Below are 16,763 nucleotides of genomic sequence, written 5' to 3' on the forward strand. Positions count from 1 at the left end.
TTAACCACCATGAAATTTGTAAAATACATTGCACTAACCCTACTGGCTGCCCTGACGTTCGGAAACGTCCAGGCGCAGGAAGACGATCCAGTCCTGCTGTACAGTCCAGCATCACAGAATTTGTTGAAATTCAATCGATTCTTGATCAACCCGACGTTTTCGACGGTACAGGAAGATAAGTCATACATCAACTTGCTACACAGAAACCAATCGGTACAATTTAAGGATAACGACCAAACGTATTTCTTGAGTTATAGCGGTAGGATCGGTGATAGGAGCGGACTAGGGCTTAGCCTTTATACACAGAGTATCGGTCCCGTTTCAAACATCGGGGTTTTGGCCAACTACGCCTACGGTATAAAATTGAGTGACAAGAGTAATTTTACCTTTGGTGGTAACTTGGCCTATTATAGTACAGGCCTTGATCAAAACAACATCGACGTTGTAGATGTAAACGATTACCGTTTAAACGGTACGGAAGACAGCAATGTGCTTTCGTTTCAACCTGGTTTCAACATTTCCTATGGGGATTTTGACTTCGGTGTTTTTGCAGAGAATCTATTCGATTACAATTTAAAGACCAGCGAATCCCTTACCGATTTCGGAGATAAGACCTATTCCAGTCACCTTCAATATACCCACAGTTTTAAAAACGGAGACGGTATTATGGAGGGCAGTCGTCTCATGCCGATTGCACGGGTTCGTATGAACGGCCAAAACCGTTTTGCTTCCTCTGATGGCGAATCGCAAGACCTCACTTTTGGAGGTGGAGTAATTCTCGACCTACCTAAGCTGGGATGGCTACAAGGAGGCTATGACAGTTTCTACGGAGCCTCTGCCGGGGCCGGATTTAACATCAACAAAAGACTTTCCTTAGGGTATACCATGGAAAAAGGGTTTGGTACGGACTTCGATAACTTGGGCATTACCCATGAAATCTCCTTTGCCTATTCCTTCACCCCGAACTTGACCGAAGACCGTGTAATGTTAGAGGATGATTACGAAGATAGCTTGGTAGCGGAAGACGAAATCGAAAAGAACAACTTCGTCGACAATGAGGAAATAGAAGAGCTCAAACGTAAATTGGCTGAAAACGATGCTATAATCCAAGAGTTGATGTTCCGACAAGACTCATTGGAAGCTGACCGTCAAAAAGACCTTGAGCGTCGTTTCAACATGGTCATGAGTATGGTCAGAAACGAAACCAATGGCAAGCGTCCCGACTTGGAAGACCGTGCCGAAAAACTCTTTTTAGGTCAGAACGATAACTCTACGGTAGCCTCGAATACTACTACACAAAACAATAATATACCGAACGGAACAACTGATGCCATCGAACAAAATACCCTTCCTCCCACTAGACCTACAGTGGCAAGGGACAAAACCCAAAACCAGGTTGCGCGGCCGACCGCCACAGCGAGCAGTAGCAAAACCGCTGCCCGTAGCGGTGTAAAAAGCCGAAAGTTTAAAGACCTTGATGGCGTAACCGATGGCTACTACGTTGTAGCCAATGTATACAAAGGAGGTCAATACATGCATAAGTTTATGGACAAACTTCAGCAAGATGGCTTTGAAAGCGACTACATAGACAACCCAAAAAACGGCTTGAAATACGTCTACCTCAAACGTTATGATACTTGGGATGAAGCCGTAGCGGCACACAACAGCAACATGAACGGAGCCTATGATGGGGATACATGGATCATGAACGTAGACAATCGCTATTCAAACGAAGCGTATGCCAATAACGTAAACAAGCTAAAAGAAAAATCGGCCAAATACGATACCGATGTCCTACAAACAAAAACCGTAGTAAAAGACCAAGTGGTATCGAACGAGATAACGCCAAAAACGCATAAAATAGATGGTATCGGCTCAGGCTATTATATCATCGCAAATGTATTTGCCAACCCAAAAAATGCAAATCGTTTTGTAAAACTTCTTAATTCTTATGGGCTTAGTGCCAGTTACTTCATCAATCCTGAAAACAACTGGAGGTATGTATACCTGAAGAGACACCAATCTTGGAACAACGCCCTTTTATCTTATTACACCAACCTAAACGATGCGTACAACGACAAAATGTGGATTATGCGTGTCCGACCAAACCTAATGGCCTAGATGAAACCTAATTTTTTCAAAAAATTATTAGTTGCCAGTATTTTACTATTGGCTTATTCCGGTTTTTCACAAGAGTACAATTCCTTTGATGTTCGCTACCAAACCAACATTAAGGGAGATCTCACCTTTATCTCAAACAATATTTTGAATAGGGATGGAGGTACCTCAAGTACCGAACCGGAAGACCCGTACAATAATATTTCCACTAACTGGAGTTCCAACCAGGAAACCGGTGGTTATTTTAATTACAACGATGACAAAAACATGCAGTACATCGATGTAGATGGCGACCCTTCTACATTTAACTCGAGTTCTGCGACATTTTCGTTTCCCAATGCCGATTGTAACCTCATTCGGTACGCGGGCCTATATTGGTCCGCCACCTATCCAAGTGCTACGGCCAATGGTCAGTCATTCTGGTGGGGTGCCATAAATAACAGTATACCTATAGGCCAAGGTCGACAGAACGATTTTAACCAAGTAAAACTTAAGGTTCCTGGCGGTACTTATGTAGATGTAACGGCCGATGAAGTGCTCTTTGACGGCTTCACCAGTTCGGATAACTCCGTTAGGGGCAATAGTCCGTACGCCTGCTATGCAGATGTTACCCATCTTATAACGCCATTGGGTGATCCAACAGGAGAATATACCGTGGCCAATATTAGGGCCACACTCGGTTCATTAAAAGGACAAGGGGGGTCATCTGGGGGTTGGACCCTTGTGATCGTATATGAAAACCCCAATCTAACCGGAAAACTCATCACTACTTTTGATGGGTTTGCGCGCGTTAGGGATACAGATAGGGTCGATATCAATTATTCAGGCTTCAATACCATTCCCGTGGGTCCCGTTAGGGCCAATGTTGGTGCTGCCGCCCTTGAAGGAGACTACAGAATTACCGGAGACCGCCTAAGAATACGGGCCGCTAGCAGTGGTGGTTACACGACCCTGAGTAACGGAACGAACCCATCTAACAACTTTTTTAACAGTAACATTACCCTAAACGCAACCCTGACCACGAACAGAACACCCAACAGTAGAAATACATTGGGCTATGACACGGACATGTTTTATGTCTATAACCCGGCCAACTCCGTAATACCCAATAACGAAACCTCGGCAACGCTCAGGTTCGAAACCAACGGAGATCAATATTATCCCTTCTTCAACTCCTTTAACATTGAAATCATCGAACCCGATATCGTTCTTGAAAAGCGGGTTGAAGATATTAGTGGTGTTGATATTACAGGGCAAGGGGTAAACTTAGGGCAAACCTTAGATTACGTACTTACCTTCCAAAACACGGGGAACGACAATGCGGTAAACTATACGATTCGTGATGTTTTACCGGTGAACGTAACCCTAGACGAAAGCAACATCACCATGCCTAGCGGCACCACCTATACCTATGACCCCGCAACGCGCGCCGTTGAATTCAGCATTCCCAACAGGTATGTAGAGGTTGGCGATACCCCCGCAAATATTCGTATGCGGGTAAAAGTAGCGGAAAACTGCTTTGACTTTATAGATGCCTGTACCGATCTGATCGAAAACTTGGCCTACTCGACCTACCGTGGAGAAATTAACAATAATCAAATTACGGATGACCCGAGTGTATCTGACTTCGATAATTGTGGTTTTGTTACCCCAGGGGCGACGAATTTCTTGTTAGACGACCTTTCGGACTGTAATTTTAACCGTACCGTACAACTCTGCGGGCTCAATGTTACCTTAGATGCAGGTGACAATTTTGACGACTATATTTGGGTGCGTGATGATAACGAAAACGGCGAGATAGACCCATCCGATACCATTTTAGACGATGGCGATCCCGACGCAGACCCTAGCACTTTGGTCGTTTCAGACATAGGTACCTACATTGTTGATAAAATTGTAGCCGACCCATGTAAAGGCTTTAAGGAAATCATCGTAGTAGAACGTTTTGGCACTACCCAAACCAACCCTATTGTAGATTATTTCAATGCCTTGAACAGCGATGCGGATCCAACTAACGATATTCAGGGGGAAATTGCCCAATGTAGTATTGATGGTGATCTTTTACCTAAAATTTTTCTCTGTGGGTCGGGCGATACCCAACCTTTTCAGATAAACATAACCGATGCGCAAAGCCTAACATGGGAGCGTCTTGACGAAGGTAGCTGCTCTAGTGTTACCGATGATTGTGCCAACAAAAACCTAGGTTGTACGTGGAATACCGTTGGAACAGGAAACAACTTTAATGCCACATCTGCCGGTAAATACCGACTTGTCATCAACTACCAGTTGGGATGCTTTAGCCGGTTCTATTTTGATGTTTACCAAAACAACCTAGACCTTCTCTTCAATAAGAGGGACATTATCTGTTCTACCGATGGAAACATTACCATCACCAATTTGGGCAGTAATTACGGTTACCAGTTGGTAGACATAACCAACAACACCATTGTAGTGCCATTTAGCGCTAATAACGGCCCTAGTTTTGACATCTCTACCAATGGAGCCTATAGAGTAGACGTAACGCAATTAGACAGCTCTGGAAACCCAATTCCTGATGCATGTATTTTCAGTACGCCTGACATAGGTATACTCGACCGCGATTTTCAGGTCAACGTAACCACGACCCCATCTAATTGTAATGCCCAAGGTATTATCAAAATCGACGTTCTTAATGTAGAACCCAATTACACCTACGTACTTAGAAGAAGTGATGGAACCCTAATTGACGATGAAACCGCACAATCGGATAACACCCACTCCTTTAATGTAAATGCCGGTGATTATACCATTGAAGTTTCAACCGATGATGGGTGTTCGTTTAGCCAAGACGTAACCGTGGCCAGAACACCGGATCCCACCCTTATCGCACAAACGACAAAAGATATCGGCTGTACGGCTGGAACCATACAACTTACCGGTAGCGGAGGCTTGCCAAGTCCTGGCTATTCCTATGCCATTTGGAGTAAGGACGGCACCAATTTATATGCCGATGTAGCTTCAATACCCGGTGATGCCTATGAAACCGATCCTATTTTTACCTTCGGATGGCGCGATACGAATAGTGACGGTACAGACGAATATTTTCCAGGAGAAGAAGGGGATTACGTTTTTGTAATCGTCGATTCCAACAACTGTTTTGCCTTTTCCAACGAGGTGACCATAAACGATAACGGGGCTATGACCCTTGACTCGATTACCGAGACATCGCCTTCTTGTAGCGGTGATTCAGACGGGGCCCTGACCATAAACACTACGGGCGGTGTTGCTCCATTTTCGTACAGCATCGATGGTGGAACCACTACCCAGGGATCGCCAAACTTCGTAAACCTTATTGCCGGCACCTATGAAGTACTGGTAACCGATTCTTCCGGTTGTAGTTTATCACAAACCGTAGAATTGACCGAGCCCTTTCCTTTAAGTGCCTCGGCAGGTGTTTCACGTGACGCTACCTGTGACCCGAACGGTGCGGAAGTTCGTGTAACCAATGTGGTGGGAGGAACACCTCCTTACCAATACAGTTTTGACGGTGGTGCAACCTATGGCGCCTCAAGTATAGCTGTGCTTCCCCCTGGGGACTATACGGTAATCGTAAGCGATGGTTCTTGTGAGTATCCCATGAACGTAACCGTTGAAGATGAGCCGGCAGAACCGACCGTAACCCTTACTCCCGAGGTTAGCTATGATTGTAACGGAACGGGAACTATTACAGCTACCCCAGATATTGCTACGTACAACTATACTTATGCCCTAGATGGCGTACCCAATTCACCAGACCCCACAAGCAACGTTTTCCTTAACGTTGCCCCTGGCACCTATACGGTGAGCACCAGTTATGTGTCTCAGACCCCACCAACCCCCAGTTTATTGCTTACTGAGGATTTCGGAAGCGGACCAACCATACCTAGCCCAAACACAAATGGCTATAATTATGAAGACCAAACTACAAACTCTCCTGGCGATGCCAACGAAAACATCAATGACTTCGAGTATTCCGTAACGAGTGATATCGTCGCCCCGTTCGGCACATGGATCAACCCCATCGACCATACAACAGGAACAAGAACAGGTCAAGGCCGTTATTTGGTCATGAACGTAGGTACACCTACGCCTGCCCAAATCATATATTCCAAGCAAATAAACGATATCATCCCCAATCAAGATATCAGTGTAACCCTGTATATCATGAACCTGCTACGGCAGGGAACGAGCGGTCTTGATCCCAATTTGACCATAGAAATTCGCGAACCGGGGACGGGTACCGTAGTAAGGTCGATTACCACCGGAACGATAGCCAAAAACACAGGGGAAAACGATTGGGTAGAATTTACCGCGGAACTCAATCCGGGAAGCAACACGACCCTCGATTTTGTAATCCGATCCGAAATACCCGGAAACGGGGGCAATGACTTTGCCTTGGACGACATCGTTATACACCAAGTACCCGAAGTTTGTGAACAGACCGTTGAAACGCCGGTTACCGTGGTTGCCGGTCAGCTTTTCTCAGCAAACATTACAGGTGCTACCGATACGAGTTGTAACGGACTTGCCAACGGTTCCATAACCTTTGAAGTAGAGAACTTTAACGCCGCCGGATTTGAGTATTCAATAGACGGTAGTGCCTTTGTAAGCTCCACCATTTCACCCATTACCACTCCTGCCACCCTAAGTTCCGGTTCCCACACCGTAGTGGTCAGAAAGGTAGACGAGCCTAGTTGTTCTAGAACCTTGACACATACCATCAATGCCCCGGAAGCCCTAGTGGTTTCGGCATCGATTACCACAGAATTAAGCTGTACCAACGGCGGTGCTACCATTACGGCCAGTGCCACTGGCGGTACCACGGCCTACGAATATCAGTTGGAAGACCAGCTGGGCAACATTATCGGAAGCTATGATTTTGCGACCAACGGAAACAATACTGTTTTCCCGAACCTTATTGCAGGCGATTATATCGTACGTGTCAGGGATGCCAATACATGTGAAGACGCCATTGATACAGCCCTTACCGTTGCACCGACAAACCCGATTACTTTCGATGTGATTCCTACGGCTTGCTATACGGGCGGAAATACGGCCTCCATCCAAGTTGATGTTACCGATGGTAACGGAGATTATACCTTCAGTATCAACGGAAACCCATGGGTAAGTCCGAGCCCTGCGAACAGTACAACACATACGTTTTCGGGACTATCAAACGGAACATACACCATCAATGTACAAGATGGTTTGGGCTGTACGGGAACGCTACAGACCCTTACTATCGATCCACAATTGACCGTTAGCGCCACGGCCCCAAGAATTACCGCTTGTGCTACGGATACCGATATCACCATTTCAGCCTCCGGCGGGGACAATAACTACGTTTATGCCGTAGTGGACAATGGTACCGCCGTAACCGACGGGGACTTTAACACGACCAACCCTGTGACGGTGGCCATCGCCGGCGATTACGATGTGTACGTACGCGACAACAGTGGCGCTGCAGACTACTGCCAGGCCATGTATACCGTAACCGTAACCAAAGACGACCCTATTGCCCTAACGGCAACACCAACGGCGGTAAGCTGTTTTGGAAGTTCGGACGGAGCCATTTCGATTACCGTAGATTCGGGCGGAAACGCACCCTTTATGTACAGTATCGATAACGGCGCCACCTATGTACCCGGAAACAACTTCCCGAACCTATCGGCAGGAACCTATCCTGTACGTGTCAGGGACGCTAGCAATTGCGAAACCGTAGCCCAGGATGTAATCGTTACCGAACCGGCCCAATTGGTCGCAGAAGCGGTAATTACACAAAACTATACCTGTCTTGTCGACGGGGAGATTACCGTTGGAAGCATCACCCCAACATCAGGTGGTTCAGGAAACTATCAATACAGCATCAATGGAGGCGCTTGGACGGCCTCTACCACAGGCGGACATACCTTCACTGGTCTAAACGACGGAACGCACAGTATTCGCGTTCGGGACGCCAATGCCACTTCGTGCGGGATTACTTTAGCAGATATTATAATTTTGCCATTGCCCACCGAACCTACGCTTTCTACTTCCGTAACATACAATTGCGATGGAACAGGAAACATTACGGTATTGCCTAGCGATCCCTCATACACCTACAGTATTGATGGAGGAACGGCCCAAACAAGCAACCTCTTTAACGATATTGCCACAGGAAACCATACCATTACGGTCAATTACGGCAGTGATTGTACGGTCGACACAACCGTAATCGTCGAAGACGGCCATGCCTTTGAAGCCTCGATCACGGCTTTTGAAAACCTTGACTGTAACGCCGACAACTCAGGTAGCATTACCATAGATGCCAGCAATTACGGGGCAGGCGGATTCGAATATAGCTTGAACGGAGCGGCCTTTGTTGGTCCGTTTAGCGCACCGGAACAAATTACCGGTCTTGCCGCCCAAGCGCACAGTATTGTCGTAAGGGATGTAAACGACCCTGTTGCCGGTTGTACCGTTACTTTGAACCAGACCCTTACCCAACCCGATGTCATTGTGGCCTCGGCCAACATTACCGAAGTCTTTACCTGTAACAACACCGGCGCGACCATTACAGCCAGTGCCATAGGGGGTACGCCCACCTATGAATACCAGTTGGAAGACGACCTCGGCACCGTTATCGGAGGCTATAATTTCGCTACCAACGGAAACAATGCCGTTTTCCCGAATATTCCCGCAGGGGACTATATCGTACGTGTTAGGGACCAAAACAACTGTAGCGATGCCATCGATACCCCGATTACCGTAACCGCTCCTGCAGTACCGACTTTTGACGTTACCCCTACAGCCTGTTACTCCGGTACCAACGATGCTTCCATTCAGGTTGATGTTACGGCCGGAAACGGTGGATATACCTTCAGTATCAACGGTGGACCCTTTTTAGCGCCAACACCGAGTACCGAGGTTACGTACACTTTCAACAACCTGTCAAACGGTACCTATACCATAGACGTTAGGGACGCCTATGGATGTACGGCTGCACAACAGACCATTACCATCGACCCACAGCTTGTAGTATCCGTTGACGTCGTTGATATCAATTCGTGTAACGACGGATCCATAACGGTCAACGCCACAGGCGGAAACGGAACCTTGGTATATGCCATTGTACCGGCCGGTGACGATCCATCAGGACTTTATACCACAACCAATACCTTGACCATAACCAATGCCATGGCAACCGCCAATCCGGCCGGTTATGATGTCTATGTACTGGACAACAATGGAGCATCACCCTCTTGTTCCTTTGTCCAAGAAGATATTGTATTCACTCCTGCCACTCCTTTATCGGTAAGCGGAACGGCCACCGACCCCGAATGTTTTGACGGGCTCGGCTCTGTAGATGCGACCGTTACAGGCGGTACGGCCCCATTTACCTATCAACTGGTAGATCTAACCCCTGCGGATGGTATCGATTATGGCAATACGAGTACAAACGTATTTACCCCTTCACTGACCTTCAACGGTATCGGGACAGGTGATTACGAAATAAACATTACGGATGACAACGGTTGTACCGTTACCTCAACAACGGTAACGATCAACAATGCCGTGGAAATTACGGCCGACATCATTCCTATATTACCGGCGGCATGTAATGACCCCGACATTAATGAATATGGTTTCCAATTTGACAATGTAACCGCTCCGGCCGGAGGCACTATAGAGTATAGTGATGATGGTGGTAGTTCTTGGCAAATTTCCAATGAATTAAGAGGTAGCGTTTCGGGTACCGAGGTATACCCTTCTATTCGGGTTACCTTGCCCAGTGGTACCATTTGTCAAAAAGATTTTGATCGATATATCATTCCTTATCCCTTGGATGACTTGGATATTACCTTGGCGGCCGTGGTTGTCAATTGTAACGACCTTCAGGTCCGTGTATTGGGTAGCGAAGGAAACCCGATTCCGGGGTACGAGTATACCTATAGTGACGATCCGGCGAATTTCGATCCTTCCACGGCTATTTGGACGGCTCCAATACCGGCCGGAACCCCCCATATTTTCCAGAATATTGATGCCACAACCCCCCAAACACCAGGATTGCCCCTTTTGGTTCCCGGTAGAACCTACGTCTTTTACGTTAGGGACGGTGCGGGATGTGTGCGCCAGAGTAACGAAAATGTAAACGAATTGCCCGGTGTCAATCTGCCTATTGAAATTACCACGGACATCGTTCCTACTTGTTCCGGTTCATCAACAGGTGAAATAACATTCCACATTAATCCAAATACAACGCACCCTTTCATGCGCTATGAAATCTATGAGCTTGGTAATTCAACTCCTATAGATGTCAGTGGACCTGGGCCAGCGGCCAGCAATGTTCCCTACCACGATGAAATTACGGTTTCAGGTCTTGGCGAAGGGGAATACTATATCCGATTGGTTCAAGTAGATGCATCAAATGCAGATGCCTGTATCGGCGGTGGCGAGAACGCTCTCTTGGAGGAATTGGACGCCATTAATGCCACACCAACGGTTACGCGTCATATTTCCTGTAACCTTCCAGGATTGATTACCATTACCAATATTACCGGTGGTGGTGGAGCTCCGTATACCTACGATGTAGCAGGTCCTGGTGGATTTACCCCCTTAACGGGAACCACTTCGAATCCTATTGAAATTCCAGTAAATTCCCCAGCAGGAAGCTATACCGTCACGCTTTATGATCAATATAATTGTTCCGTAACCTTGGCTCCGGTGAATTTAGACCTTTCACCGAACCCGACCATAGACTCGGTTACCCAAGACAACTGTAACGCTCCTATCGACCTTACCGTTGTAGGTAGTTCCGCTGCAGGAAACATACGATATGCCATTGTACCGGCCGGAGATCCCGCACCGACAACCTACTTAAACAATGCCGGCTTATTTGAAAATGTCGCCCCAGGTTCATATGATATTTACATTATGGACGGCAATGGTTGTACGAACTCACAATTGGGTTATGTGGTCAACCCAGTACTTTCGGCCAAGGCCGAGCTTACCAAGGTATTGGATTGTACCGGGTCGCCCGATGCCCTTATTAACATTGAAGTATTGGATGGCTCGGGAAGCTATGAGTACTCGATAACCAATACCGCGGGTGTACCGGCAGTTGCACAAACGGCCATCCCAAGTAATCCGTTCGATTACCAGGCACCAGCGGCAGGAGATTATACGATTACCATCTACGATACCAATACACCGAACAGTGCGGCGTGTAACAGGCAATTTGTTGTAAACGTTCCAACCAGGGTCGAGCCTGTAATCGATACCTTTACAGCAACCGATGTTACTTGTTTGGGCAATTCAGATGGTACCATTACCATTACGGCCGTAGATAATGCCACGGGTCCATATACCTTTGAAATCACTTCATTTGATGGAGGTGTGGTAAGTATCGCCCCAACAAGTTTCACTAATACAACAGCCACGTTCACCGGTCTTGCTCCGAATTCGACTACGCTGCCAAGTGGCTATGTGGTTACCGTTAGGGGCAATGCTACAACGAACAACTGTACTACGGATAGTGCTCCTATTATCATCACGCAGCCAGATGCCATTAACGTAACCTTAGATCCCGTGGTAGAGTTTGGCTGTACCACGGCCAACAACCAGAACGATGCCAGCATTTCAGTGGCAAACGTTACCGGTGGTTCAACCACCTATGTCCGTTACGAATTTATAAAAAACGATAACCCAGCCACTGCTGCGGTAGAACCGGACGTTGTGGTTCAGGACGGCTCTAACGACACCTATATCGAAACCGACCTTTTAGGCGGAGCATATACCATCAACGTGTATGACGACAAGGCTTGTGTAGGTACGGCCACGGCCACGATAGCGCCTTTTGTAGCAATAAGCAACCCTACGGTGAGTATTGATACCGATGTGAGCTGTAGCCCCGGCGACGATGCCGTGGTTTCCATAGGGGTAGATGTAACGCCTCCTTCAGGAAGTCCAACACTCGAATATTCCGTAGTAGGTACCGATAACGCCTATAGCCAACTTGGTCAAGCCTCCAATTCATTTAGCGGAATCGGGGTAGGAAACTATGAGGTTACCGTTACCAATACCGATACCGGTTGTTTCGTACAGACTACCTTTGAAATTGAAGATCCAAATACCTTTGAAATCGATGCTACGACAGTTGATGTAGTTTGTCACGGGACAGATGGTTCCGTTAGCTTTACCATAAGCGATAGCACCAAACCTTATGGCGGCGGTTTCACTTGGCAAATCTATAATTCACAAGGTACGGTTGACCCCAGCGATGATACCCTCATCGCCTCGGCAAACGGAACCTCGGCCAATGCAGGTCCCACAACACCATTTGCAATTGGCGCGGGAGAATACCGTGTTGAGGTTACCCAAGATAGCAATCCTTCTTGTGTAGCTTCCGAAATGTTCACTATTGCAGGTCCTAGCGACCCGATCAGCGCAAACCGGGTATTTACCGATATCACTTGCGTACCTGGTAATAACGGAACCATAGAGGTTACAGACGTTACCGGAGGATGGGGAGGTTATTCGTATCTCATTTTCGATACGGCCGGGCCGGTTATCGACACCAACGATGCTGCAAACTATGTCTCGAATCCGAAAGCGGAAAACCTAAGCGCGGCTACCTACCAAGTTTGGGTTATGGATTCAAGGGGATGTGCACATCAATTGGCCGATGTTACGCTTAACGACCCAACGCCGATTACGGCAGACTTAAGGATAAACCAACCGAATTGTACCGATTTGGAGGGAGAAATAGAGGTTATCAACGTACTTAACGGTCAGGGTAGCAACTATAGTTACCAGTTACAGATGTACAATACAGGTACTTCTGCTTTTGAAGACCTAAGACCGATTCAGACCTCGCCTATTTTTGGTGGTCTGGGTGCGGGCGAATACCAAGTGATCGTCAGTGATCAATGGGGCTGTAGCAGTGCCACAAGCACGAGCATCGCCTTACACGAGCCTATTTCACCATTGGCATCCGTAGTTAAGACCATAGATTGCTCCGTTACCGATCCGGGAGGACAGATTACTATTAGCCAAACGGGAGGTTCGGGCAACTTTAGATACGATGTTCAATACCCATCATCGGCCCCTGCTACCGTAGATGACAGTAACATTACTGGAATCTTTACAGGTCTGACCCAAGTTGGTGACTACGTGTTTACGATTACCGATTTAGATGCCGATCATAGCTGTAGTACTACCATAACCCAAAGATTGGAACCAGCGGTAATACCTGTAATAGGTGTAGATTCATCTACCAATGTAAGCTGTAACGGCGCAGATGACGGTACAATTTCAGTTAGTGTTACCGACAATGGAGTAGGCCCCTATACCTTTACCATTACGGCGGGACCAGGAAGTACGGCAACATTCCCAATAACTGCTACTTCCTCGACCTCGACCTCCGCTTTCTTTGATGGACTCGAAGGCTCAACGACAGGAATAACCTATACCATTGAAGCCCGTGGTGCCAACAACTGTGCCATAACCACCGATGTTACCATTACCGAACGGGAAGCTATTACCGTAAATCCTATGAGCATTGTTCAGTATGGATGTACGGATGGCAACAACGGAAACAATGCCAGCGTATCGTTTACCAATGCATCGGGAGGTACAGGTACTTATGTAAGATATGTATTCGTACGTGACGGAAGCGTTGTTCAAGACGGTTCCAACACTACCTATTTTGAAACCGACGGTTTAGGCGGTTCGTATGAAATAAGGGTATATGACGATGCAGGATGTTCTGCCATCTCGGCCGCGAATACAGTATTGCCTTTTGTAGAAATCAGCGATGCGATCGTAACAACTACCCAAGAAGCTGCTTGTTCCCCATTGAACAATGGTGAAATAGAAGTTGGACTGACCGTTAGCCCAGCTACGGCAACACCGAACTTAGAGTATATCGTTACCGGAATAAATGTGGTCTACAATCAGACGATTGCCTCTACCAACAATCCCGAAACCTTTACAGGATTGGAAGTAGGTAACTACAGGATAACGATCACCAATTTAGATACAGGCTGTGTTATCGAAACGGTACACACCATAGACGATCCGGATGTAATTGAAGTAATAGCCACAAAATTGACGGACGAAGAGTGTTTGAACAATGGTGTGGACGACGGTAGCTTTAGTGTTGCTATCAATAATTATACGGGGCCGTATAGCTATCAAGTATATGACGTTAACGATAACCCGGTACCTGGGGCCGCATTCAACGGAACCGGAGATACCAGTACACCGTTGGTGATTACAAACCTTCCTGGAGGAAGTTACTATGTACGTATTGCGGAAACCAACGCGCCATTGTGCGACGACGATTCCAATATCATAACCATATTGGCTCCAAGTGACCCGATTACGGCCACCATAACTGAAGAAGCCAATGTTTCATGTAGCAATGACCAAGGCGAGATACTTGTTGATCCTGTCGGTGGCGAAGGTCCGTATACCATAGTATTGGATAATACCACTACTTCCCAAGTATATACCGAGACCAATGTTGAGGCTTTCATTTTCAGAAACCTATCTGCAGGTGATTTCCATGTAACCGTTACAGACGCCTTTGGTTGTGTACTTTCGGATAATATCACCTTAATTAGACCTGATGATATCGTGGCCAATATTTCAGCAACGCCCCTATCGTGTTTCAATGGAAATACGGCAAGCGTCTTGGCTACCGTTGACCCTAGAAACATTACGCCTACATACCAGTTCCAGTTGAATACCTATGATGACCTTGCAGGAAGCAACTTGTTGACCACTTCAGTAGGTCGCAGTACCGGTAACTTCAACAATTTGGCTGCTGGTTTCTATAGTGTCACCGTAAGTGACGATGTAGGATGTTCAGTGGAAACCGCTATTGTCGAAATCGTTAATCCAACGGAAGTTGAAGCCCAATTGATAAGAACAAGTCCGTTAACCTGTGCTACCGGTGTAGAATTTGAATTGAGTGCAACAGGAGGAAGCGGAACCTACGAATACAGTGAAGACAACGTGACATGGACAGCGATGCCCGGAAACAGCGTCAATTTACCTCTAAGTGGTATGTTGGGTGCCGGTATTTATCGCTACTATGTTAGGGATGCCGTAAACCTATGTACCGCTGTACAATCAAATTCGATAGAAGAAGATGTTATCGAGCCCTTAACGCTTACTGTAGATACAACAGCTGCCTTTATTAATTGTAATGGTGATAATACCGCTACGATCTATGCAGAAGCTGATGGAGGTCTTGGTAACTATCAATATGCCCTGTACACCGATGCTACCTTAAGTGTGGCCTCACGCGTGGCCGGACCACAAAGCAATGGTATCTTCAGTAATCTGACAGCAGGCACCTACTATGTAGATGTAACCAGTCAAGACTGTACGACCACTGCAGAGCGTGTAATTATTACCGAGCCTACGGCCCTTAGCTATACCGATGCGGTTACCAACGTGACCTGTAATGGTGAAGAAGATGGTTCCATTACGGTTACCCTATCGGGTGGTTCAGGAGGATATCAATATGCCATATCACCAAACCTTAACCAGTTTGATGATAAAAACACCTTTGATAACCTTGCCCCTGGTGATTATACCGTAATTGCACAAGATCAAAACGGTTGTTTTATTCAATTGGAATACACCATTGATCAACCTACTATAATCGAAGTAACGGCCACATCAACACCCGAAATTTGTGCTGGTGAAGCCAATGGTAGCATCGATCTTAGCATCACTGGTGGTACACCAGGCTATAGCACCCGTATGCATACGGAAGCAGATTTTGTACAAGACAGAACGACCTTTACCGGTCTGGCCGAAGGAACATACATCATTTTTGTACGTGACGCCCAAGGCTGTGAAGAGGATATAACCGTAACGGTAGATCCCGGTGTGAACCTTAATGCATCCGTAGAACCGGTGTATGGTTGTAACGGCAATATTCCGAACAACTATATCAATATTTCCCTTGAAGATACCAGTATTTCAGATCAGGTTCTTTATGGGGTAGATACTATGGATCCCGCAGAAATGCAACTGAATCCATATTTCAGGGACTTGTCTCCAGGTACGCACTATGTAGCCATATCACATGCCAACGGTTGTATTGTTACCTATGATGTAGAAATTGAAGATTACCAACCATTGACCATTACCCTAGAGCAATCCAATATCAATGAGATAACGGCCAACGTTTCTGGAGGTAGGGGTACATACACCATCACTTTCGATGGCAAAAACAACGGTTCCGATAATACTTACTATATCACTCGTACCGATACATACGTAGTTACCGCTACGGACGAAAACGGTTGTGAGGTGATGGCCACCATTGATATGGAGTTCATTGATCTTGATATTCCCAACTTCTTTACCCCAAATGGAGATGGGCTAAATCAGACCTGGAAACCTAAAAATGATGAAGGCTTCCCACAGATACTAACCGTCATATTTGATCGTTATGGTAGGGAGGTGTACCGAATGGGTCTTGGTGATCCAGGATGGGACGGTCTTTACAAACAAAAAGAACTTCCATCTGGTGATTACTGGTATGTTATCAAACTCAACGGAGAGAACGATGACAGGGAATTCGTTGGACACTTTACCCTATATCGCTAAATAAAAAACTTAACCTA

At 46.5% G+C, this 16,763-nt stretch carries 2 protein-coding genes; both read left to right on the top strand.

Features of this window, described 5'->3' with window-relative positions:
- Positions 1-9: 9 nt before the first annotated feature.
- A complete protein-coding gene (locus tag BW980_RS01400; protein WP_076453176.1) occupies positions 10-2,121 on the top strand; it encodes a PorP/SprF family type IX secretion system membrane protein in 2,112 nt (703 codons plus the stop codon).
- Positions 2,122-16,746, top strand: coding sequence for a T9SS type B sorting domain-containing protein (locus BW980_RS01405; protein ID WP_076453177.1), 14,625 nt, complete (start codon positions 2,122-2,124; stop codon positions 16,744-16,746).
- The last annotated feature ends 17 nt before the right edge of the window (positions 16,747-16,763 follow it).

It is taken from the genome of Zobellia uliginosa, assembly GCF_900156625.1.
Lineage (GTDB): Bacteria > Bacteroidota > Bacteroidia > Flavobacteriales > Flavobacteriaceae > Zobellia > Zobellia uliginosa.

Excerpts from the sequence above, each read along its gene's own strand:
- BW980_RS01405 (WP_076453177.1), top strand. The coding sequence starts at position 2,122 with ATGAAACCTAATTTTTTCAAAAAATTATTAGTTGCCAGTATTTTACTA.
- BW980_RS01400 (WP_076453176.1), top strand. The coding sequence starts at position 10 with ATGAAATTTGTAAAATACATTGCACTAACCCTACTGGCTGCCCTGACG.